Origin of the sequence: Shewanella sp. SR44-4 (genome assembly GCF_014163715.1) — a bacterium.
Taxonomy (GTDB): domain Bacteria; phylum Pseudomonadota; class Gammaproteobacteria; order Enterobacterales; family Shewanellaceae; genus Shewanella.
The window spans coordinates 57,645-81,306 of the sequence record NZ_JACJDU010000018.1; the positions used below are offsets into that span (position 1 = coordinate 57,645).

Here is a 23,662-nt window from a genome sequence, read left to right on the forward strand (position 1 = left end):
AATCGCACTAATGAATTGAACAGAATTAAGAGAGGCCCAGGCCATGAGTGAGCAAAAGTTAGCGTTAAACGAATACTTAAAAATCGACAGTGATTATTTACGCGGCGATATCAAAGAGGGTTTAGATACCCAAGTGACAGGATCGTTTAGCGATGGCGATCAGCAGTTGATCAAGTTCCACGGTTTTTATCAGCAAGACGATCGTGATTTACGTAATGAACGTAAAGAGCAAAAGCTAGAGCCACTGCATAGCTTTATGCTACGTGCCCGTGTACCTGGTGGTATTTGTACTCCTGAGCAGTGGTTAGAAGTGGATAAAATTTCATCTACGCTGACCACCTCAAACAGCATTCGTTTAACCACGCGTCAAACGTTTCAGTACCACGGCATTCCTAAGCGTAATCTAAAAACCTTGATCCAAGGTCTTGATCGCGCCGCCCTTGATTCTATTGCCGCTTGTGGTGACGTAAACCGTAACGTGATGTGTAATCCAAACCCGGTTGAATCTAAGTTACATGCGCAGGCTTATGCGGTTGCAAAGCATTTATCTGATCATCTATTACCACACACTCGCGCTTATGCTGAGATTTGGTTAGATGAAGAAAAATTATTAGGCACCGAAACGGTTGAACCGGTTTACGGCAAAACCTATTTGCCACGTAAATTTAAAATGGCTGTTGCGGTTCCGCCACATAACGATGTAGACGTGTATACCAACGACCTTGGTTTTATTGCGGTAGCAGAAGCTGGCGAGTTAATTGGCTTTAACCTGGTTGCTGGTGGCGGTATGGGTTCTACCCACGGTGAAGTAGAAACTTTCCCACGTTTAGCTGACGACTTGGGCTTTATTAAAACGGATGACGTCACCAAGTTTGCCGAAGCGGTAATGACGGTTCAACGTGACTGGGGTAATCGTGTTGTGCGTAAACGTGCGCGTTTAAAGTACACCATTGTTGACCATGGTCTTGATGCATTTAAAGCCGAAGTTGAAAAACGTGCTGGGGTTAAATTTGCACCTAAGCGTGAGGTGATCATTGGCGATCGCGGCGACCGTTATGGTTGGGTTGAAGGTATCGACAATAAGTTCCACTTAACGCTATTTATTGAAAGTGGCCGTATTAAAGATATGCCAGGTCAAACCTTGCAAACTGGTCTACGTGAAATTGCCAAAATCCATAAAGGCGATTTCCGTATGACATCTAATCAGAACATGATTATTGCCGGTGTTGCTGCACAAGATAAAGCTGAGATCGAAGGTTTAGCGCGTAAGCACGGCTTATTAGGCCAAGTGCTAAGCGGTACTCGCGGTCATTCAATTGCCTGTGTGGCATTACCAACGTGCCCATTAGCGATGGCTGAAGCTGAGCGTTACTTCCCTGAGTTTATTGATCACATCGATGCATTACAGGCTAAACACGGCATTAGCGAGCAATCAATTGTAGTGCGTATGACAGGTTGTCCAAACGGTTGTGCTCGTCCATTTGCAGCTGAAATTGGTTTAGTGGGTAAAGCACCTGGGCGTTATAACTTGTATTTAGGCGCCAGCTTTGAAGGCACGCGTTTAAATAAAATGCATAAAGAAAATATTCAAGAAGCTGAAATTTTAGCTGAATTGGATACCTTATTTGGTCGCTACGCCACAGAGCGCGATGCGGGCGAAACCTTTGGTAACTTCACTGTACGCATTGGCGTAGTGAAGGCGGTTATAGACGCCGCTAAGGATTTTCATGCCTAATGAAGTGGTAACGACTGCGTCAACTGACGCGGCCGTCGATCATTCAGTTACTCCGGCTCAGCTGCAGGCGTTATTATTAGCGCCTAAAGCAGAGCAAATCGCTGCGCTTGAAAACATTAACCTGTTTTTAGCAGGCTTAACGGCGCAACAACGAGTGGCTTGGGGTCTAGCATATTTACCGGGCGATCATGCGTTATCGTCTAGCTTTGGTATTCAAGGCGCGGTGATGTTGCACATGGTGACTCAAGCGCAAAGTGATATTCCGGTGATTTTAACCGACACTGGCTATTTGTTTGCGGAAACCTATCAATTTATTGATCAGTTAACCGAGCGCTTAAACCTCAATCTTAAAGTGTACCAAGCGGGTCAAACCCAAGCGTGGCAAGAAGCCCGTTTTGGTAAGCTGTGGGAGCAGGGGATTGACGGCTTAGAAAAGTATAACCGCATCAATAAAGTTGAGCCTATGCAACGTGCATTAGCTGAATTAAATGTCGGTACCTGGTTCGCAGGCTTGCGTCGTAGCCAGTCTAGTACCCGTGAAGCATTGCCGATTTTAGCGATTAGCGGCAAACGTTTTAAGTTGTTACCCATCATTGAGTGGAGCAACAAAGACGTGCACATGTACTTAACGGAACATGACTTGCCCTATCACCCATTATGGGAACAAGGTTATGTGTCGGTAGGTGATACTCACTCAAGCAAACCACTTGAGTTAGGTATGTCTGAAGAAGAAACCCGTTTTAATGGCTTACAACGAGAATGTGGTTTGCACTTCGATATCTAGTTGTGAAGTGGTGTTAGATCATGTACTCCATTCATCCGCAATTTATTGCGGATGAATGCATTTTAAGGCTTTCATTATCTACCGTATCAGCCTCTATTTTGTCTTAAATTCGACGTTGTTCTTTTTCATTAATTTGTTTTATTCTTGTCATTCATAAGTTTGAATTATGAGATAAACTGCTTTTATCTCATCGGTTTGTAATATCATGCAGCCAAATTATCACTAAGCCTGTTTGTTAGCATGTTGTCAGACATTGCAACGTTATAATTAACAAGGGCAGGTTGAGGTTGGTTTGTCCTCCTAAATAATTAGTTGTGCATTGAATTGAGCTACTGGTTTTATGTGTAAATTGAAAATAATTAAATTTTATTTAAATTTTCATGCATCAGTGCCGATAATAGTCTAGATTTAGAAGTTCCCGTAGACGGTTTTTGTTGACGTTTTGGGATTGTTTTTGCAATCCACGTACCTTCAAAAGCTTCGCTCGCATCCTCGAGCACATTGATTGACTTGTTAGCGTATAAGCAATCTGTTTGATTGTTCCCGATAACTCAGCGGTTTGAGTTATCGGGAGATCAGATGTTTGAATTATTTCCAGCTTAATGCTTTTTGATTTTCACTTTATTCTCGTCAAATTCCCTCTCAAAACTCGTTAGATAATAAGCTGTCTTTTTGGCGTATTGGTTTTTTACAAGTGCAGTTTTCAGGATAAATATCCCCCAAAAGGTAACATCTAATGCGCTTATTAACATTTAATGCTAAATTAATCCGCAGTTTATCGGTGTAATCGATAATGCTTATCCCAAAAAGATGATAAATGTTTAAACGCTAACTCATTTCAAGGAAGAGTTAACAATAATATAAATTGGAGTTTATAGATGAATAAGATGGCAATTGCTGCTGTGGTATTAGCTGTTGGTGCTGGTGGATATTTTCTGTCGCAACAAGGGACGTCAGTCGTTAAAAATGATCCTATGTTGGACTATATTCCAGCTGATACATTAGCGTTTTCTGGGCAGTTAGTTCCATTTCCGTTAAAAGATTATCTGTATAGCATTGCAGGTAATTATCAAGCTTATGATCTGGATAAAATGCTGTCGCTAGATGATAGTTCATCAGCTCAAGAGCGCTTTTTTATCAGTTTATACAAGCAATACATGACCGTGTTGCCTGAGCCTGAAACCTTACTATCCACCTACGGCTTACCTGATTCAATCAAGAGTTATTTTTATACCTTGGGTGCATTGCCGGTCATGAAAGTTGAGATCAGCAATCCTGCAGCATTTTGGGCGGAATTAGATCGCGCCGAGCAGGAAAGTGGCTTAACTCATACTATGGGCAAATCTGGATCTGTTGAATATCGCGGTTATACATTGACTGATGTTGATGAGAAAGAACACGCTGAGATCGTATTTTCTGTTAAAGATGGCTGGTTAACTGTGACCTTGAATACGTCATTTAATCAAGCTGAATTGCTTGAAACCGCCTTGGGTGAAAAGAAAGTTGAGCATCCAATTAGCGAAACCACCCTGTTGCAAGACATCGCTAATACTCATGGTTTTATGCAAGACAGTATTAGCTTTATTAATCATGTTGAATTGGTTAAAGGGTTAACGTCGACTGACGGTAATATGCTGGCCAAGCAAATGACCAAAATGATTGAGATTCAGGGTGAAGATCCTTTTGCTGAAATGAAAACACCCGTGTGTCAAACTGAATTAAGTGCCATTGCTGCTAACTGGCCGCGCAGTGTAATGGGGTTAAATTCATACTCTATCACTCGTGAAGAAAGTACCATTGATGCTGCTGTTGTGCTTGAAAGTAATAACCAGGTGATTTTGTCTGCATTGAATAAAATGCGTGGCTTTGTGCCATCATTTGCCAGTAATGGTCATGATAATATTTTATCACTTTCACTCGGTATTGATGTTAATCAACTCGCACCAGCATTGAACGAAGTGTGGAAAGATTTACAAACACCGCAATATCAATGTGCTGCATTGGCTCAAATGCAATCAGAATTAAGCGAGTTAAATCCAGCAATGCTTGGCATGATGACGGGGATGGCTAATGGCGTTAAAGGCATTAGCGTGACACTAGCGGATTACAAGTTAACAGAGAAGAATGGCCAAGCTAGTTTCGAAAAATTAGATGCATTAATAAGCGTGTCGGCTGAAAAACCGATGATGTTAGTGGATATGATGAAGCCGTTTTATCCACCGCTTGCAGAAGTGGACTTGAAAGATAATGGCGATCCAGTCGATATAACTCCAATGTTAATGTTGCCACCTGAATTTGGGGTTAGTGCAAAATTAGCCATCAAAGGTAGTCATTTAGTTGCTTATACTGGCGACAGGGGTACTGAGTTAGCTGATTTGATGTATAAGCAACCACTTGAATCTAATGGTTTCTTTGACTTGTCTGTCGATTACCAAAAAATGTTTGCTCCATTAGTCGATATGGCAGAAATGAGTGGCGAACCAATGCCAGAAGAATTGCTGATGTTAAAAGACTACGACATGCGTTTACAGATGTCGGTAGACTTTACAGATAAGGGCTTAGTAATTGGTTCTAAAGTAAATTCTAAAGCGAGTGCTAAATAATTTCATTAACGTTACTGTGCTAATACGACATTAATGAAACTAAAAAGGTGACCAAATGGTCACCTTTTTTATGTCTCGTACATTCTATTGTTGCGTTAATCGATTACAGCTAATTGTCGATGTTAATGAATTAAAGACATTAATTATCTAGCTTACAGAATGTCATTTAACGCAATACCAATACCAATACGCTGATTATGATGGTCATAATCAATTAAGCTTTCACCGTAACCATTAAAATATTGAGTATAAACACGTAAAGTACCAATAATCGGGTAGCTCCAGGTAAATTCAACTGCACCGCGATTGGTATCGCGTAAGTTGTTACGCAGTAGCATAGTAAAGCGATGCTCATTTAAACCGTACACTCCAGTCAGTTCGAAGTTACCCATGTAACTGTCGATATCTGGATTGTCATCGCCTTTAGCTGAATTAATATCATCTTTTTCATCTTCAGGGATACGCCACCACACTCTAAGTCCGAGTGCGAAAGGGCCACGGTCGAATACAGCACTGCCGTATATTCGGTTCCAACTGCGTGATAATTGGTTGGTTTGACCATTAGACTGATGCACAGCACCAAACCCTAAAAATGAGTTGGTAAAACCACCAATTTTCCAATCATTATTGAATAACATAAACACTTCAGGTTCATGTGTGGTTTCACGAAACGGAGATGAAGCTTCTTCGTTGTAGACTTGCCAATACGATTGGTTGGTGTAGGCAAAGAACAAATGGCCATTATCACCAAAAACATTGTACCAAACTGGAAACTTAAAACTGATTTGGAATTTTGCTTCTAGATTATCGATTGCGAAATCTTCGTCTGGGTATTTAACTTCAAAGGGTAATGCGTTGGTTCTGGTTTGATAGGTTACTGGAAGCAGATAATTAGCTTTGTGTGGCGTGATCACAAACGGCTTTTCAGATGTTGCGAGTTCTCCTTTTACACGTTCATCGACTAAGGAGTCTTCTGCAAGGGCGAGGGTACTATAGCCAAGTAATAATAACGAGAGTCCAAGATATTGAGTGCTTTTTATCATTGCATCATCCATAAGCATAATTATAGGTTTAATTTTAGTGTAATTCTTAGTTTCAGTATTTTTCAGTGCTCATTGTTATCAATTGGCAGAGCTTTGTCGAATTAAGTTAACAATTCTTTTCATTTCAACGGCGGATTTTATACGTATTAGCATGTCAAATAGATTAAATTGCGAACAAACCGCCTCATATTCTATTTAGTTATAAAAACTAACTATTAACTATTGTATATGGAATATAGAAAACGCTATATTTGAACATGGTCAAATATCTTGAGGTAAATGTGATGGAGTTAGTCTCTATGCCAGGGCAAAAAGCCAAAGGCAAAGTGTGGTTAGTCGGCGCCGGTCCAGGCGACGTTGAGCTGCTAACACTAAAAGCCTATCGCATTCTTAAGCATGCTGATGCGGTGTTATATGACGCATTAGTCAGCCAAGATATTTTAGATTTGATCCCCAGCAACGCTGAAAAAATTGCTGTGGGTAAGCGCGCAGGTAAACACAGCGCTGCTCAAGATGAAATTAATCAGCTATTAGTGACTAAAGCATTTACCCGTAAAAATGTGGTGCGTTTAAAAGGCGGCGATCCGTTTATTTTTGGTCGTGGTGGTGAAGAGTTACAAACCTTAGTTGCAGCCGGTATTACTTTTGAAGTAGTGCCTGGCATTACCGCTGCCAGTGGCACTTCCGCTTATGCAGGTATTCCGTTAACGCATCGTGATTATGCTCAAGGTGTCACGTTTATTACTGGTCATTGCCAGTTAGCGAGTCGCCCTATGGATTGGCAGGGTTATGCTAATTCCAACAATACTTTAGTGGTGTATATGGGCATATTAAATGCCAATATTATTAGTGATGGTTTAATCAACGCCGGCCGAAGTGCTGATACGCCAGTGGCGATTGTGTCTAACGCGACTACCTCATCACAACAGCGGTTTATGGGTAAGTTAGGTGAGCTGGCTCAATTAGCCGCAGATCCTGCTTTACAGATGCCTGCGCTGATGATTATTGGTGAGGTTGTTGAATTAGCTGACAGCTTAAATTGGTTTGATCCCGTCACTGCGCAACAAAAAACTGCGCAACAAAAAACAGATTTAGACACAGTCGCGAAAGCGCTGTAGTCGAATAATTTAACCCGCTGCTCTGCAGCAATATTAGGTAATGGAGAATCATCATGGCAGGCCGTTCGTTAAGCCATTTACAACAACTGGAAGCCGAAAGCATCCAGATTATCCGTGAAGTAGCAGCTGAGTTTGGTAATCCTGTCATGATGTATTCGATAGGTAAAGACTCATCGGTGATGCTGCATCTAGCGCGCAAAGCTTTTTACCCGGGTAAAATTCCATTTCCGTTATTACATGTCGATACGGGTTGGAAATTTAAAGAGATGATAGCCTTTCGTGATGCGCAAGCTAAAGCGTTTGGTTTTGAGTTACTGACTCATACCAATCAGGAAGGTGTTGAACAAGGTGTTGGCCCATTCACTCATGGCAGTGCCAAGCACACTGACATTATGAAAACCCAAAGTTTAAAGCAAGCCTTAAATCAATATGGTTTTGATGCTGCTTTTGGTGGCGCGCGACGTGACGAAGAAAAGTCTCGTGCCAAAGAACGGGTATATTCGTTCCGTGATAAACACCACCGTTGGGATCCTAAAAACCAACGTCCAGAGTTATGGCGCACTTATAATGGCGCGGTCAATAAAGGCGAGAGCATTCGAGTGTTCCCTTTATCTAACTGGACTGAGCTCGATATTTGGCAGTACATCTATCAAGAAAGTATTGAGATTGTGCCGTTATATTTTGCTGCACAACGCACAGTAGTAAACAAAGGCGGTCAGCTCATCATGAAAGATGATGACCGTATGCCTATTGAAGAAGGTGATGTTGAATCGGTTGAACGGGTTCGTTTCAGAACCTTAGGTTGTTATCCGCTAACTGCGGCGATGCCTTCAGAAGCTGACACCTTAGAAAAAATTATTGAAGAGATGCTATTAACTCGTTCAAGTGAACGTCAAGGTCGCTTAATTGATTCTGACCAAAGTGCGTCAATGGAGCAGAAAAAGCGTCAAGGCTATTTCTAAACAATTGAACATGGTTGTTTTATCAACCCAGCATGCGAATGAATTTGAGTGAGAAAGATTATGGACCAAGCAAAAATCAATACCGACCGTATGGCAGCAGAGATCCAGCTGCACGGTGTAAAAGAATATTTAGCCTTACAACAAAACAAAGGCTTACTGCGTTTTTTAACTTGTGGCAGTGTTGATGATGGTAAAAGTACCTTAATTGGTCGTTTACTGCATGACAGTGCGCAAATTTATGAAGATCAGTTAGCGAGTCTAAAAAGTGACAGCGCGAAGATGGGCACTACTGGTGAAGCCATTGATCTCGCGTTATTGGTCGATGGTTTACAAGCTGAACGTGAGCAAGGTATTACTATCGACGTGGCGTATCGTTATTTCTCCAGTGAAAAACGTAAGTTCATCATTGCTGATACTCCAGGTCATGAACAATATACTCGTAACATGGCAACGGGCGCATCTACCTGTGACTTAGCGGTTATTTTGGTTGATGCACGTTATGGTGTCCAAACCCAAACTAAACGCCATGCCTTTATCGCATCGTTACTAGGTTTACGTCACTTTGTTGTTGCTGTGAATAAAATGGATTTGGTCGGTTTTGATCAAACTGTATTTGAAAAAATTCAAGCTGACTTCACTGAATTTGTTAAAGATTTTGGTGATTTAGATATTCACTATGTACCGTTATCTGCTTTAAATGGCGACAACGTGGTTAACCGCAGTACGCAGTGTGATTGGTATCAAGGTGGCACATTACTTGAGTTACTTGAAACGATCGATACCCAGCGTGAACTGAGCGATCTACCCGTTCGTTTCCCAGTGCAATACGTATTACGTCCTAACTTAGATTTTCGTGGTTTCTCTGGCACATTAGCGTCAGGTATCATTAAAGTGGGCGATGAATTAGTTGCATTGCCATCAGGCAAACGCAGTAAAATCGAGCGTATTGTGACATTTGATGGTGATTTGCAAGAAGCTGTAGCAGGCCAAGCTATTACGATTACCCTTGAAGATGAGATTGATATTTCACGTGGTGATTTATTGGCTCACCCTATAACTGCACCAGAAGTTGCTAACCATATTGTTGCCGATATGGTGTGGATGGATGAAAAGCCATTACAGATCGGTCAATTATATGATGTGAAAGTCGCGGGTAAGAAAACTCAAGCCGTCGTGAGCGAAATTGAATACATTACTGACGTGAACACGCTTGAGCGCAGTGCAGCAAGCTCATTAAGTTTAAATACCATTGCCCGAGTTAAGTTAGATTTAACTGAATCGATTGTGTTAGACGCTTACAGCTTGGTGCGTGATACTGGCGGCATGATTTTAATCGACAGATTATCTAATGCTACCGTAGCAGCGGCTATGGTTGTCAGTGGACATCAAGGCGATAAGCAAACCAACACTGAGTTTAGTGCATTTGAAGTCGAGTTTAATACGTTAGTGCGTAAGCATTTTCCGCATTGGAATGCTCGTGATATTAGCGTACTTGGAAAATAAATAATGAGCGAAATATGGTTGTTAGCGATTATCTTGTTAGCACTGGTCGGTGGGCTTCTTGCTGGGCTTGCAAAACCGGCCGCCATGTTTTTTTTCGCTTCATTACTTTGTTATATCCTCGGACTAGTTGACTTAAATGTAGCGCTTGGCAGCTTTACTAATAACGGACTAATTACTTTAGTGCTGTTGGTGCTGGCTGCCACAGCACTCGAGAAAACCTCATTACTGGGCAAATTAAGCCAAGTGATAGGGAAAGGCTCGTTATTTTCTACCCTGGCTAAATTAGGTATATCAACGGCGTTGTTGTCGTCGTTTACCAATAACACAGCTGTTGTGGCTTCGTTAATTGGTGTTGTGCGCCGTAATCAAGCGCATGCTCCTTCTAAGTTATTACTGCCATTAAACTATGCTGCAATCCTCGGTGGCACGCTTACGCTCATTGGTACTTCTACCAATTTGATTGTTAACTCATTTGTTGAAAATGCTGGCCTTGAACCTCTGGGGTTTTTTGAGTTTTCACAAGTTGGCGCATTAGTTGTCATAAGTGGTCTAGTGGTGTTGACCATTATGGCTAATTTTTTACCCGATAGACGTGAAGAGTCCGAAGATGAAGCATTGCCTTATCTATTGGAAGCTCATGTTGCTAAAACCTCTACTTTAGTGGGTAAAAGTGTTATTGATAACCGTTTGCGCGCACTTAAAAAACTCTACTTAGTTGAATTAGAACGCAGCGGTATACGTATTTGCCCTGTGCCACCACAAATGGTGCTGCAAGCCGATGACGTTTTGCGTTTTAGTGGCGCGGTTGAGTCGGTTGAGTTATTACATCAGTTTGATGGTTTAGAGTGGTTTGGTAAGCAGCATGCTAAAGGCCAAAATTTGGTTGAAGCGGTATTAGCGCCATCATCAAGTTTGGTTGGCACAACCTTAAAAGATTCGCGCTTTCGTGAAGTCTTTGATGCAGCCGTGATGGCTATTCGTCGTGGTCATATACCGTTAAAAGGTGGACTCGGCGATGTGGTTTTACAACCCGGTGATGTGTTACTGCTCACGCCAGGCGATCGTTTTTCTAAGTGCCCTAATTTAACCAGCGACTTTGCTGCCGTTAGCGGCTTAGACTTAAGCGTGCGTTTAGATGAAAAACGCGGTAACTGGGTACTTGTTGGGTTTGCATTAACCATTTTGGCGAGCATTTTTGAGCTATTACCATTAGCCAAAGGCTTAGTTTTATTATTACTCAGCTACGTGGCGATTGGCGCGATAACCTTAAGTGAGCTTAAACGTCGCTTCCCGCTAGAACTGGTGGTGATTGTAGGCAGTGCCTTAGGCTTAGCTAATTTAATGGTCGCAACCGGCTTAGCAGACGTCATGGCGCAAACTTTATTGAGTGTGTTTAATGGTTATGGTGTGTTTGCCGCCTTTGTTGGGATTTACCTGATTACGTTAATTGTCACTGAGCTGATAACCAACAACGCCGCTGCAGCACTTGCCTTCCCGGTCGCTTATGCGGTCGCGACCAGTTTTGGCGTCGATCCTCGGCCGTTTATTATGGCGGTGGTATTTGGCGCAAGCGCGAGTTTTATTTCGCCTTACGGCTATCAAACTAATCTCATGGTATTTAATGCCGGTAACTATAAATTAAGCGATTTTGTCCGCTTAGGTTTACCGTTATCCATCGTATATTCATTAGTGGTTATTTTTTCGATCCCGTATTTCTTCCCGTTTTAACAAAGAATTTTAGTGTGGTGTAATAACCATTCGATAGGAGTAGTGATGAGTAATATTGTTTGGCATCAACATGCCATTGACCAAGCTGCCCGTGGCGCCCAAAAAGGCCAAAACCCAGTATTGTTATGGTTTACGGGATTATCAGGCTCGGGTAAATCAACCCTTGCCGGTGCATTAGAACGGGCGTTATTTGAGCATGGTTTTCATACCTATTTACTTGATGGTGATAACGTTCGACATGGTCTATGTAAAGACTTAGGCTTTAGCCTTGACGATCGCGATGAGAACTTACGTCGTGTTGGCGAAGTGGCTAAGTTAATGGTTGATTCTGGCTTAGTGGTGCTGTCTGCATTTATCTCGCCAACCCGTGAAGAACGTGATCGCGTCCGGGCATTATTCCCACAAGGTCAGTTTGTTGAAGTCCATGTGTCTACACCATTGAGTGTGTGTGAATCGCGAGACCCGAAAGGCTTGTACGCTAAAGCCCGCAAGGGAGAGATTACTAACTTTACCGGTATTTCATCACCTTACGAAGTGCCAGAATCAGCAGAGTTAACCATTGATACCAGCAAAGGCGATCTTGATACTCAGGTACATGGTTTATTAGCTTACTTAAAAGCGATTGATGTGCTTAATCCGCCAAGAGAAATTGCTGGTGCAGGGATTTAAACGGCACTAAATCGACAATTAAATTGATAACCAAATCGATATCTAAATCGAGAAGAATAAAAGGGCTGATGTGTTATATAACATCAGCCCTTTTAGTTTTATGTCATCGCAACTATAACCGTTATGAAGTTACTGAGTGATAGACTTTCATTTAGAGACAATTCTCAGCACATTATATGAGGTATATTGTTTAGTTTAACTAGCTATTTGGGGTAGATTAAACTTTACCTAATCTAAGATACAATATCGTTCTAAAGGAGTTAATTATAATAAGGATATTACATGTCTGCTTATGCCAATCGTGCGATCAATGATCATCAAGGAAAGAAAGAAAAAGCTTGCTAAAGCACTTTCTGAAAATGAATACCAATTGGTACAAATGAACTCGGCTGAGTTTATCGAGCTTTATATTAGTCATAAACAAAAACAAGGTATGACTAGGGCTGATGCTGTTGAAAATCTGGGTATAGTTATTTCACAGTCCTCGCCTATTGGGAAGCAATTTGGGGATGAACATAATGCTAAAATAAAAAATGGCAGTGGATTGATCCCCTTGATGACAGATATAGTAGCCCTGAGTGCACTGGCTATTGAGATGAAACGAGGTGGGAGTGCCTTTAGTGCTTTTAAGACTGTGACCTATTCAGGTCAACTTTACGTTGTTTTTCAAGGGTATGCTCGTTTGAGGAGAGATTTAACCGGTAGTCGTTATTTAGCTAACAATCCCAAAGTTATTTCATTGGGGATTGGTAAATTGGGTGCTTTAAAATCTATCACTCAGGGGAGTATTCTTACCATACTGATTTCTGGTGCATTTTACTCTTTAGAGCAAATGATGAATGATACCAAAACTTGGCATCATTTTGTTGGCGGAATGGCCGTTGATATTGCAGTTGTCTCTGCTAGTTCATTGATTACGTGGTCATTTATAGTTGGATTTGGTTTAGCTACTACGCTAACAATTGGTTCGATGGTAGTAATTGTAGTTGTCGGTGCAGTTCTTGCTTTCGTGACTAATCTATTTATTGATACTAATTATTGGTCAGATAAAATAAGTCAATCATTGTTATTGGCTGAAAAAAATCTTATTAATGATGGGGATAAGTTTAGCGCTGAGACTAATCGTTTAATCGATGATTATGACAATGACCCAATACGCTTTTTACATAAATTATTTAATATTCCTTATTTTCATGGAAGCCTAAAATGAGTGAGAATTCAGATATTATTCACGATGAATATAGTGATAAAAAGAGGTATAAATTCTTAGCCATATTCTTAATTTTTTTATGTTTCCTGGGTATTTATGGCACTTTTTTAGGATTCATAGAAGAATACGGTATATTAAAACAGGTTCATGAAAAGGCTATTTATATCGGGCATAGAAGCTTTGCTATTGGCGCTTTTTGGGTGGTGCCATTTCTTATCTTATCTTGTTATTTACTGTATCTGAGATTGGTGAATAAACTGACAATTCAAACGCAAATTTGGCTTGTTAAAGCAGCCGGATTTGGATTAGTTGCTTGGATTTTGACTTGTAGTGTTTATGGTTTTTGGCTTGATTCACACCTCAGAATAAATGGTTATACTCATTGTTACTGGTATGATTCTCCAGCTCGAGGCAGTCCAACTATTTGGGTAGAGTCGGAGCGTTTTTGCCAGAAGAGAGCTTCAAACACTCGGATTGAATTATTTAACTATTTTGACCAGCAAGATGCATTAAATCGTAAACCAACAGATAAAGAGTTAAATGCAGAGATAAAAAATATTGTTGAAAATAGTATTTTTTATAAATATCAGAATGATCTGCTTTAGTGCTGTATATAAATGGTAATCTAAATTTGATGTGGTGATTATCATATTTAAAATCAATCACTTTAAAGCCGAGCTTAATGTTCAGCTTTTAAGTAACTTAATATTAGATTTACACTAACACTTGTTTAAGCACTCTTTGCCAGTTTTTACCCATAAAACGATCGCGATCGGTAGATTTGAAACGGGCTTTTTTTAAGGCATCGTCGATGCGGCTCATGCGGTCGATACTGTTGAATTCTGGGATCACTACATGCTTGGGTTCAACGTCAAAACCTAATACATTTTTGTCTTCTAAGGTGTGCCACCATTGGAGATATTCTTTTATCCCTTCGCTATTATTGTTATCTAACGCTAATAGGTTTTCTTGACCACGAAGTGGGAAATCATTGGCGATGGCTACGCAATCAAAGCCGCCCACTTTAGAAATATAAGCAAGTTGCTTTATGTAGTCTTCTATCGTTGGAATTGGCTTGTTGGTGAGCCAAAAACTCATCATGAACACCCCAAATACTCCGCCGTTATCGGCAATGGCACGGATAACTTCATCGGGTGAACAACGGGCATTGTTGACAATAGCGCGCGCAGCACCATGACTTAGCACTACCGGAGACTTGCTGGCTTTTACTGCATCAAGGGCCGTTTGGGCGCTTGAGTGACTCACATCGATAAGAATGTTTTTCCGATTAAGCTCTGTTATGAGCTCACGCCCAGCGGCGGTTAATGGGGTATTTAAACTATTCAAGCCATTATTATCGAATGCACCACCGGCATAACGATTACCATAATGGTGTGTCAGCTGCAGTACCCGTAAACCCTGTTGATGCAAATTATCTAGTTGTTGCCATTCATTACTTAAACCGTCATTTTCAACACAATCAGCGCCTTGAATTTGAAAAAACACTGCGGTTTGTTGCTGCGTTTTAGCTTTACTAATGTCAGTTCCTGTAAGCCCTTGCAGATACACGTCTGGATTGGCTTTTACTGAATTAGCCGCTTGGGTAATACTGTTGATGCAGGCTTCATAAGTGCGTTTGTAATTTTTAGTGCCATCAGCTTGTTCAATGGTTTCAATCGCCGAGATATCGGCGATAAAAGCGTCGAGTTTTGAGGCTTTAACGTCATTGATGTCGGTCGGTAAAAATGATAAACCATCAATGTATAAACGACGTGGTTTAGCTGCCCATGCAGGAAATGAGCTTAAAGGGCTTAATAATGTGGCTGCTCCAAGGCCTTTTAAGATATGACGGCGAGCTTGGTTACAGACTTTTTGGGTCATTATTATTCCTTAGGGTTGGCAGGTGTTTCAGGTACCAACATCTTGTGTATAGGCAACGATGGCTTGCGCTAACGCAGTTAAACCATTGGTACGAGATGGACTTAATTGGCCGCTTAATCCGAGACGATCAAAATACTGTTTTACATCAAATTGCTGTATTTGCCCGGTGGTTTTACCTTGGCAGGCGACCAGTAACAATCCAATTAAGCCTTTTACAATACGGGCGTCACTATCGGCCAGATAAAAATGCTGGCCATTTAGTGTGTAATGGTACAGCCATGCTTGGCTTTCACAGCCTTTAACTTGTGCGTCTGCCTGTTTAAATTCCGGCGCGAGTGGTGGTAATAATTTTCCCAATAACATTATCTGACGGTATTTATCTTGCCAGTTATTGGCTTGCTCAATGAGGTTAACGGCTTCAACTAATTCATCCGATAAAGGCGAAAATAACTGCGGTGAAGGTGTGGTGCTTGGACTTAACATGGTAATTCAAATAACCTCGGTTGTAGAGAAAAGATACATCAGGAGCCGCGTGTTGTACCTTAATACTATAACAATAACTCTTTTACAGTATTAAGTGCATGAATAAATTGATCAACATCTTGCTTATTAGTATAGATGCCAATAGAAGCACGGCAACAGCCACTTAAATTAAGGCTGGCCATCAATGGCATAGCGCAATGATGACCACAGCGAACAGCCACAGCTTGTTGGTCGAGTAAAATCCCCACATCTTGGTGATGTTCACCTTGCAGATTAAACGCCACCGCACCAATATTATGGCGTTGACCATCAGCGCAGTGCTTATCATCAGATCGGCTATCACCAGGGTGACTATTATTGGCAATACCATACAACTCAATAGCGCCAAGCTGTTGCAGTTGTTGCTGTAAGTAGTGCAGCAATTGTTGTTCATGTGCGAGTATTTGTTCGCGAGGCAATTGTTGTAAAAAACGAATGGCAGCCCCTAGGCCAATGACTTCTGCGATAGCGGGCGTGCCAGCTTCAAGGCGATTTGGTAGCGCACCAAACTCAGTATGCTCAAAACTCACGGTTTTGATCATCTCGCCGCCAGTGAGCATTGGGGTTAATTGATCGAGCTCAGTATATCGACCATATAAAATTCCCACGCCCGTTGGCCCATACATTTTATGGCCTGAAAACGCATAAAAGTCACAATCAATTTGTTGTACATCAACAGGTAAATGGGCAATGGCCTGAGCGCCATCAACTAAGGTTAACGCGCCCACGGCTTTGGCTTTTGCGACTAGCTCATTGATAGGGTTTAATGTGCCTAGTGCATTTGACACATGGCATAGGGCAACTAGTTTAGGCTTAAGCTTTAATAGTTGATCAAAAGCGGCTATATCCAGTTGCGCATCTATTGTCAGCGGGATCGGTTTGATCACAGCGCCAGTGCGCTTTGCCAGTTCCTGCCAAGGAACAATATTGGCGTGGTGGGCTGCGGTATCGATTAATATCACATCATTCGCTTTAATCTGCGAAGTCAGTCCGTAGGCCACCATATTGATCGACTCTGTGGTGCCATGGGTAAAAATGATTTCGTCTTGACGCGGGGCATGAATAAATTCAGCCACTTGTTGCCGAACGGCTTCATATTGCTGAGTTGCCCGCGCAGACAATTGATGCGCCGCACGGTGCACATTGGCGTTGTTGAGTTGGTAGTACTCGGTCATCGCATCAATCACCGCTTGCGGTTTTTGGCTAGTGGCTGCGGTGTCTAAGTAGCACAAAGGATGATCGCCAATGGTCTGTTTAAGTGCCGGGAATTGATCGCGCAATGCTTGATGATCAAGTAAAATGGCAGACGATGATGACGATGCAGACTTCATAAATAAGGGTTTCTGTATTGAAAAGAAAAGGCATCAAGATCTTCAGTGATCTTGATACCCATTGCAAGGTTTTGTGGCGATAAGCTCAATTTGTCTGGCGGTTATTGTTTTCCTACGGACAAGGGAAACGATATAGCGCTGATAGTTCGTTAATTCTTATCATCAGTTCGTCAGATAAGCTGACCTTGTGGCTGTCGATATTTTGCTTTAGCTGATGCAAGTTCGTGGCGCCTATAATGTTAGCGGCAACAAATTTGCGGCTATTGACAAAGGCTAAGGCCATTTCGGTGGGTGACAAACTAAACTCGCGGGCCAAATCGATATAAGCTTGCGTCGCTTGCAGTGCCATTGGGGTACTGTTGTAGCGGGCAAAGCGTTTAAATACCGTTAAACGTGCGCCTTCAGGCCACTGATTATTTTCGTATTTACCGGTTAAGGCACCAAAGGCTAACGGCGAATAAGCTAATAACGGCACATCTTCCCGATAACTGATTTCAGACATGGCGATTTCGTAGCTGCGATTAAGCAAGTTGTAAGGATTTTGCACACTGATAATACGTGGCAAATCGTGCTTTTCGGCTAATTTTAGGTATTTCATAAAGCCCCAAGGGGTTTCATTAGAAATGCCGATATAACGCACTTTACCTTGCTTAATGATTTCCGCTAAGGCTTCAAGTGTGTCCAAAATAGGGGTGTAGTGCTCTTCTTCGTCGTGTTCATACATCATTTCGCCGAAGAAATTAGTATTTCTATCCGGCCAATGCACCTGATACAAATCGATAGTGTCGATTTGTAAGCGTGCTAATGAGTCATCAACGGCTTGATGAATGTTGCGCCAGTCAAGAGCCATATCTTTACGGATGTAATCACCTTTACCACCAGGCGCAGCAACTTTAGTGGCAATCACTAAATTGTCGCGATTACCTTGTGCTTTAAGGTAGTTACCAATAATGCGTTCGGTTTCGCCCTGGGTTTCGGCTTTAGGTGGTACAGGGTACATTTCAGCGGTATCGATAAAGTTAACGCCTTGACCGATAGCATAATCGAGTTGAGCAAAAGCTTCGGCTTGAGTATTTTGTTCTCCCCAAGTCATGGTGCCGAGGCAGATTTTACTCACCTCAAGGTTAGAATGCGCGATACGTTGATATTCCATGATCATCCTCCTATGGAATGTGCTTAATCTGAGGCTACCAAGCTTTTGGGTGATTGCAAAGCGCTATAATAAAGTCGTAGTAAAACTGTTTAAAAAACAATCTAATACCGCTGATATCTGATAATAATGGAGTGTTTTACACGTTATAAGCTCATTATCATCGCAATTTCACAGGCATCATGGCCGGTTTCGCCTAAATGCTGACAGTGGCTAAAGCCCAGTTTTTCATAGAGTGCTAGTGCTTCAACTAGCACTGCCGTGGTTTCTAAATACATCGATTGATAGCCTTGTTGTTTGGCGAACTCAATACACTGACGGGTTAATGGCTTTGCCATACCTTGACCACGTATAGCGCGAGAAAAGTACATTTTTTGTAATTCACATACGCCGCCATTTTTTGCTAATGGCGCAATACCTGCGCCGCCAACCACTTTGCCTTGATATTCAATCACCCAGTATTGTGAACCTTTAGCTTGATACACCTCACTTAAACAGTCGAGGGTTTTATCGGCCACGCTAAAACCTTTATCTGGGGTTAAACCATATTCTGCAGACACTTCACGGATCACCGCGGCCAATGCAGCATCGTCATGGGGTTGTAACATTCTAATCAAGGGCGCTTGCAAGCCGTCCTTGGTTGTATTTGCTTGCTGATTTTCAGTCATTAAATAATTCCGCATTGATAAAGGGAGCCATTGCCAGCACTAATGCTTGGGTATAAATGCTTTCGCGGGTGGCTAAACCTCGAGTTAGCAAGCCAATCGCGCCACCTTTTTGTTTAATATTATGAGTGTTAAATACTCGGTCCATTACTTTGCCAAGTTCTTCACCTGCTTGTAAAGCGTTAAAAATTGATAGTGGTAACGGCAAATTAGCGCTTCGACCAACAGATAATGTGTCGTTATGGATAATGGCCATGTAAGCAAAGGTGGCAGGGCTGTGATCAAACTGATCTACTCCGCCTTCCATTGCCACATAAAAGTCAGCATGTTGATCGACTATTTTTGCATTGGCTTGGCAAAATTGAGCACGGTTGATGGCACCCAATTTAGTTTCTGCTTCGGTCATTGGTTGGTCTGCGACCAGTGATGGCGCATGCATGCCAGTGCAATCAATACGAACATCAGGGAAATATTGTCCAATAGCTTGTTTTGCTGCATTGATTTTAACTGGGTTGGTTGAACCAACAATAATAGTTAACGTTTGTGGTATCGCAGGAGAAGTCGGCATAGGGTTATGTTCTTTTTTGTTTGAGTTAACCATGATGATCACAGTGGTGAAGTTAACCACATTGTATGGGATTTTAACCATTTTGGGTTTGATGACGAAGTTACTTTTATTACCGTTAATTGTAACTTGTTGTAAATATTACTTTTGTTTAGTTGGTATGAAACCTGCTAAATGACTGTTAATTGCCGCTAACGCGCACTAACCACAGTTTACTCATATTAAGAGCATTTGTTTGGCGGCCTAAGCTTATTGTTATCCTCATAAAGGGAATTAATCTTATGTCTATTCGTATCGCAACCATTAGTGTCACAGTCGGGCTTATTCTGGGCGCCACCCTATTCGGTGCTTCGCAAAGTGAAGCAGAGTCAGTATTTTCGTCATCATCAGAGCAAAACCATACAAATCTTAACTTAGTACAGCAGCAATTGAATCTTGATGCTGGATCATTAACTGAGTTAGTCGCTAATACTGGCGCCGGCAAGTTAACGATTGTCGGCGTTGAAGGCCTAAAAGAAGTCACCGTACATGCTGATATCTACACCCAGTCATTGGATCAAGATGACATCGAAATTAAGCTCAGCTTGACCCGAAAAGGTGATAAGGGCTATTTATTATCAGAAATACACAGTGACCAATATTTCGGTGAGTCGCCTTATATTGATTTATTGGTAGAAGTGCCAACTGTGCTTGCATTGAATATTAAAGACGGTTCCGGGCCCATCCAAATAGATGATGTCAGTGCGGATATTGAGTTAATAGATGGTTCTGGCAGTATTGTGATGAACCACATTGGCAAATTGGTTTTAGTTGATGGCTCTGGCTCTATTAATATTTCCGAGGCGAAAGGCGCGATTGAGTTACAAGATGGCTCGGGATCTATTCGCATTAACCATGTTATTGGTGATGTGAGTATTGAAGATGGTTCGGGTTCAATCAAGGTTAATCAAGTCTCCGGATTAGTTAAGATAAATGATGGTTCCGGTGGCATTGATGTGGCTAACACCAAAGGTTTGACCATTGTTAATTCGGGTTCTGGTAGTGTCGATTATCAAAATATCGATGGCCCACTAACCCTAGACTGATGCTCTGCCACATTAAGCTCAGGTAAATCAAACTTAAGCTTATTTGGTCAAGATGTTCAAGTTAACTGCAACTGCGGCACGCATCATGTATTTTTGTTTCAAAGCCAAGTTTAATCATGGCATGATGCAAGCACGTTATTAGTGACGTTAGCATTGTTGAAGTAAGAGTTAATCATGGCAAAGAAGTTTTACGTAGTATGGGCCGGTCGAGAAACGGGCATTTTTACCAGCTGGGATGTTACCAAGCGTTCAGTTGATAAATATCCGCAAGCCAAGTACAAATCCTTTGCTACAGAAGCAGAAGCCAAAGCTGCATTTGCTAAATCTCCTGCAAGCAGCATAGGCAAAAGTGTGCCAGTAAAAGCGGCAGGTCGTTCATCGACAAAGGCTGCAGGGGCTGGAACATCAACCAAAACTCTTAGCGCTAATCAAGCTGTGTTAAGCCAATTTGATGTGGTTATTTACACCGACGGAGGTTGTGAACCCAACCCTGGTAAAGCGGGTTCTGGGATGGCGATATACCGCAAAGGCGAGTTAGCCGAATTATGGTTTGGTTTGTTTAATCCTAATGGCACCAATAATACTGCCGAGCTCAATGCGCTGCACCAAGCATTAATGGTGGCTAAAAAGGTCCTAGACGCGGGCGAAACCGTGCAAATCATGAGTGACTCACAGTATTCGATTAAATGTGTTTGTGAGTGGGCATATGGTTGGAAAGCCAAAAGCTGGACCCGAAAAACCGGTGAAATCGCCAATCTGGAGATTATCAAGCAAGCACATGAGCTATATGATGCAATGAAAGCCGATTTAGTACTTCAGCATGTTGCTGCCCATATTGGTATTGAAGGTAACGAGTTGGCAGACCGAATGTCGATTCATGCGATTGATCAACAGCACAAAGGGTTTAGTCAATTTAGTGCGCCACTGGATATCAGTAAAATTCTCGCGTTGCGAACAGGCTAGTTATTGTCGCAATCTCTGTTGAACGCGTTAAATTCTTTAAAACAGAAACACAAAAAAGCCGGAGTTTTCCGGCTTTTGCATGTGTGACTTACGATTATTTATAATAACTTACGATTACTTAGTATTTTCTTCGTACATTAAATAATGACTTTGCTCCATCCCCAATGATTCATAGGTTTTTTGGGCTACTTTATTGTCATGCTCAACATACAAACGGAAACTTGCAGTACCGCCATTATCAGCCGCCAGGTCTTTTACTGCTTGATAAAGCTTGCCGTAAATACCCTGACGACGATTCTGTGGACGTATATACACACTCTGGATCCAGTAATAATTACTTGCGCGCCAGTCACTCCACTCATAGGTGACCATTAACGATCCGGTAATTTCGCCGTCAACTTCGGCGACTAAATATACCCCACGTTCAGGATGGGTAAGCAGTCCTTCAACACCGCGAGTCAATTGCTCAGTGTCTAATGATAGGTTTTCGGTTTCCATTGCCATGGCTTGGTTAAACTGAACTAGGGCGTGCAGGTCGGCATGTTGGCCTATTCTTATTGTCATGTTTTTCTCGTTTTTATAGGATGATCTGCAGCCATCATAACGCGACACTCAATAAAAGTATTGGCTTGTTGCGTCAGAAAATGTGTACGAAATGAGTTAAGGCTCCAATATTTATGGCTTTAAACAGGATGAAAGACCTAGTTCGATAACGGTAAAACTCATCAATACAAAATCAACATGTTAATGCCTAAAACAAACATATCGATATTGCTTAACCCGCTTGATAGGGTGATTACAACTCCACAATAAAACAGCTGAGTTATATTTGTTCAATATAAAAACTCTCAAATGTTGGTTTTTTCGGTATAACGAAGATGAAAAATAATCATATTATCGATGTTTTTTGCCGTATTTTTACACGGATTCATGCTGCTAAGACTCGGCGTTACGCCAGTCTGTGCGTGGATCAGGGCTTACTTATTTACGGTCCTCCACTAACGTATAATTGAAATTATTGTGACGATGCAGTAATGTGACGCCACGACGATTTAGATCTATGTCACAAACTGCATAAATTGATGGAGATAATTATGAAAGTTGCTGTATTGGGTGCTGCTGGTGGTATTGGCCAGGCTCTAGCTTTACTGTTAAAAACTCAACTGCCTGCGGGCTCAAAGTTGTCTCTATATGACATCGCTCCTGTTACTCCTGGTGTTGCGGTTGACTTAAGTCACATCCCAACAGATGTAGAAGTAAAAGGTTTTGCTGGTCAAGATCCTACCGATGCATTAGTTGGCGCAGACGTAGTGTTAATGTCTGCTGGTGTTGCGCGTAAGCCTGGTATGGATCGTTCAGATCTATTCAACATCAACGCTGGTATCGTGCGTAACCTAATGGAAAAAGTGGCTGTAACTTGCCCTAAAGCATTAGTGGGTATTATTACTAACCCAGTTAACACGACTGTAGCGATTGCTGCTGAAGTATTAAAAAATGCCGGTGTTTATGACAAAAACCGTTTATTCGGTATCACAACACTTGACGTTATCCGTAGCGAAACCTTCATCGCTGAGCTTAAAGGCTTAAACGTTGCTGACGTTAAAGTTAACGTGATCGGCGGACACAGCGGTGTGACTATTCTTCCACTACTTTCTCAAGTTGAAGGTGTTACTTTCACTGATGAAGAAGTAGCAGCAATGACAACTCGCATTCAAAACGCAGGTACTGAAGTTGTTGAAGCTAAAGCCGGTGGCGGTAGCGCAACATTATCAATGGGCCAAGCAGCATGTCGCTTTGGTTTATCATTGGTACGTGGTCTACAAGGCGAAGCTAACGTTGTTGAATGTGCCTATGTTGACGGCGGCAGTGAGCACGCTACATTCTTCGCACAGCCAATCCTACTTGGCAAAAACGGCGTAGAAAAAGTATTACCTTACGGTGAAATCAGCGCATTCGAAGCTAACGCTCGCGATGCAATGTTAGACACCCTTAAAGGTGACATCAAATTAGGCGTTGAATTTGTTAAGTAATTAACAAGTCGATGGTCTAAAAAACGCGAAGCCAAGGCTTCGCGTTTTTTTTTGGTTTAAAATGCCTAGCATCTAGCATCTAGCATCTAGCATCTAGCATCTAGCATCTAGCATT

General features: G+C 41.8%; 21 protein-coding genes. 13 read left to right on the forward strand and 8 right to left on the reverse strand.

What is annotated here, in order from left to right; all coding sequences use genetic code 11:
- Positions 1-43: 43 nt before the first annotated feature.
- The 3 genes from cysI (at position 44) to H5125_RS10705 (ending at position 5,122) form a co-directional block, all read left to right on the forward strand.
- Positions 44-1,735: an assimilatory sulfite reductase (NADPH) hemoprotein subunit gene (gene cysI / locus H5125_RS10695; RefSeq protein WP_101086075.1), complete on the forward strand. Its 1,692-nt coding sequence runs from the start codon at positions 44-46 to the stop codon at positions 1,733-1,735.
- Positions 1,728-2,519, forward strand: a complete 792-nt coding sequence (locus H5125_RS10700; protein ID WP_182744236.1) for a phosphoadenylyl-sulfate reductase — start codon at positions 1,728-1,730, stop codon at positions 2,517-2,519. The genes cysI and H5125_RS10700 overlap by 8 nt, the downstream gene beginning before the upstream one ends.
- An 878-nt stretch (positions 2,520-3,397) precedes the next feature.
- Positions 3,398-5,122 (forward strand): hypothetical protein, encoded by a 1,725-nt coding sequence (locus H5125_RS10705; RefSeq protein WP_182744237.1) that lies wholly within the window; start codon positions 3,398-3,400, stop codon positions 5,120-5,122.
- 152 nt (positions 5,123-5,274) lie between these two features.
- On the opposite strand, the gene H5125_RS10710 is transcribed toward H5125_RS10705, so the two are convergent.
- The gene (locus H5125_RS10710) at positions 5,275-6,165 is read right to left on the reverse strand and encodes a phospholipase A (RefSeq protein ID WP_259395436.1); all 891 of its coding nucleotides are present in this window, start codon (positions 6,163-6,165) and stop codon (positions 5,275-5,277) included.
- Between the two features lie 284 nt (positions 6,166-6,449).
- Between H5125_RS10710 and cobA the strand changes: the two genes are divergently transcribed.
- The 7 genes from cobA to H5125_RS10745 all read left to right on the forward strand — a co-directional run bounded on the left by cobA (position 6,450) and on the right by H5125_RS10745 (position 13,960).
- Positions 6,450-7,283 carry a uroporphyrinogen-III C-methyltransferase gene (gene cobA / locus H5125_RS10715; protein ID WP_182744239.1) on the forward strand — a complete coding sequence of 278 codons (834 nt, stop codon included), beginning with the start codon at positions 6,450-6,452 and terminating at the stop codon, positions 7,281-7,283.
- A gap of 53 nt (positions 7,284-7,336) precedes the next feature.
- Positions 7,337-8,245 carry a sulfate adenylyltransferase subunit CysD gene (gene cysD, locus H5125_RS10720; protein WP_101086070.1) on the forward strand — a complete coding sequence of 303 codons (909 nt, stop codon included), beginning with the start codon at positions 7,337-7,339 and terminating at the stop codon, positions 8,243-8,245.
- 60 nt (positions 8,246-8,305) lie between these two features.
- A complete protein-coding gene (cysN, locus tag H5125_RS10725) occupies positions 8,306-9,748 on the forward strand; it encodes a sulfate adenylyltransferase subunit CysN (RefSeq protein ID WP_101086069.1) in 1,443 nt (480 codons plus the stop codon).
- A 3-nt stretch (positions 9,749-9,751) separates the two neighbouring features.
- Complete coding sequence (locus H5125_RS10730; protein ID WP_182744240.1) at positions 9,752-11,476, forward strand: SLC13 family permease; 1,725 nt, start codon at positions 9,752-9,754, stop codon at positions 11,474-11,476.
- Positions 11,477-11,521: 45 nt separating this feature from the next.
- Entirely contained in the window at positions 11,522-12,145 is a 624-nt protein-coding gene (cysC, locus tag H5125_RS10735) for an adenylyl-sulfate kinase (protein ID WP_101086067.1), read from the forward strand.
- Positions 12,146-12,455: 310 nt separating this feature from the next.
- Entirely contained in the window at positions 12,456-13,355 is a 900-nt protein-coding gene (locus tag H5125_RS10740) for a hypothetical protein (RefSeq protein WP_182744241.1), read from the forward strand.
- Positions 13,352-13,960: a hypothetical protein gene (locus H5125_RS10745; protein ID WP_101086065.1), complete on the forward strand. Its 609-nt coding sequence runs from the start codon at positions 13,352-13,354 to the stop codon at positions 13,958-13,960. Before H5125_RS10740 ends, H5125_RS10745 begins: the two co-directional genes overlap by 4 nt.
- 109 nt (positions 13,961-14,069) lie before the next feature.
- On the opposite strand, the gene H5125_RS10750 is transcribed toward H5125_RS10745, so the two are convergent.
- From H5125_RS10750 to yjjX, 6 genes are all read right to left on the reverse strand, one after another.
- The gene (locus H5125_RS10750) at positions 14,070-15,236 is read right to left on the reverse strand and encodes a membrane dipeptidase (protein WP_182744242.1); all 1,167 of its coding nucleotides are present in this window, start codon (positions 15,234-15,236) and stop codon (positions 14,070-14,072) included.
- A gap of 27 nt (positions 15,237-15,263) precedes the next feature.
- The gene (locus H5125_RS10755) at positions 15,264-15,719 is read right to left on the reverse strand and encodes a SufE family protein (RefSeq protein WP_182744243.1); all 456 of its coding nucleotides are present in this window, start codon (positions 15,717-15,719) and stop codon (positions 15,264-15,266) included.
- A gap of 65 nt (positions 15,720-15,784) precedes the next feature.
- The gene (locus tag H5125_RS10760) at positions 15,785-17,089 is read right to left on the reverse strand and encodes an aminotransferase class V-fold PLP-dependent enzyme (RefSeq protein ID WP_182744244.1); all 1,305 of its coding nucleotides are present in this window, start codon (positions 17,087-17,089) and stop codon (positions 15,785-15,787) included.
- A gap of 112 nt (positions 17,090-17,201) precedes the next feature.
- On the reverse strand, positions 17,202-18,242 hold the full coding sequence (locus tag H5125_RS10765; protein ID WP_182744245.1) for an NADP(H)-dependent aldo-keto reductase: 1,041 nt from the start codon (positions 18,240-18,242) through the stop codon (positions 17,202-17,204).
- 143 nt (positions 18,243-18,385) lie between these two features.
- Positions 18,386-18,907, reverse strand: coding sequence for a GNAT family N-acetyltransferase (locus H5125_RS10770; protein ID WP_182744246.1), 522 nt, complete (start codon positions 18,905-18,907; stop codon positions 18,386-18,388).
- The gene (yjjX, locus tag H5125_RS10775; protein WP_182744253.1) at positions 18,900-19,472 is read right to left on the reverse strand and encodes an inosine/xanthosine triphosphatase; all 573 of its coding nucleotides are present in this window, start codon (positions 19,470-19,472) and stop codon (positions 18,900-18,902) included. The genes H5125_RS10770 and yjjX overlap by 8 nt, the downstream gene beginning before the upstream one ends.
- 278 nt (positions 19,473-19,750) lie before the next feature.
- Between yjjX and H5125_RS10780 the strand changes: the two genes are divergently transcribed.
- Together H5125_RS10780 and H5125_RS10785 are read left to right on the forward strand one after the other, a co-directional pair.
- A complete protein-coding gene (locus tag H5125_RS10780) occupies positions 19,751-20,554 on the forward strand; it encodes a hypothetical protein (RefSeq protein ID WP_101086058.1) in 804 nt (267 codons plus the stop codon).
- 174 nt (positions 20,555-20,728) lie between these two features.
- A complete protein-coding gene (locus tag H5125_RS10785; RefSeq protein ID WP_182744247.1) occupies positions 20,729-21,517 on the forward strand; it encodes a ribonuclease H family protein in 789 nt (262 codons plus the stop codon).
- A 114-nt stretch (positions 21,518-21,631) separates the two neighbouring features.
- Here H5125_RS10785 and H5125_RS10790 read toward each other — a convergent pair whose 3' ends face one another.
- Positions 21,632-22,081, reverse strand: a complete 450-nt coding sequence (locus H5125_RS10790) for a GNAT family N-acetyltransferase (RefSeq protein WP_182744248.1) — start codon at positions 22,079-22,081, stop codon at positions 21,632-21,634.
- 530 nt (positions 22,082-22,611) lie between these two features.
- On the opposite strand from H5125_RS10790, the gene mdh reads away from it, so the two are divergent.
- On the forward strand, positions 22,612-23,547 hold the full coding sequence (gene mdh / locus H5125_RS10795; RefSeq protein ID WP_011638612.1) for a malate dehydrogenase: 936 nt from the start codon (positions 22,612-22,614) through the stop codon (positions 23,545-23,547).
- Positions 23,548-23,662 lie beyond the last annotated feature (115 nt).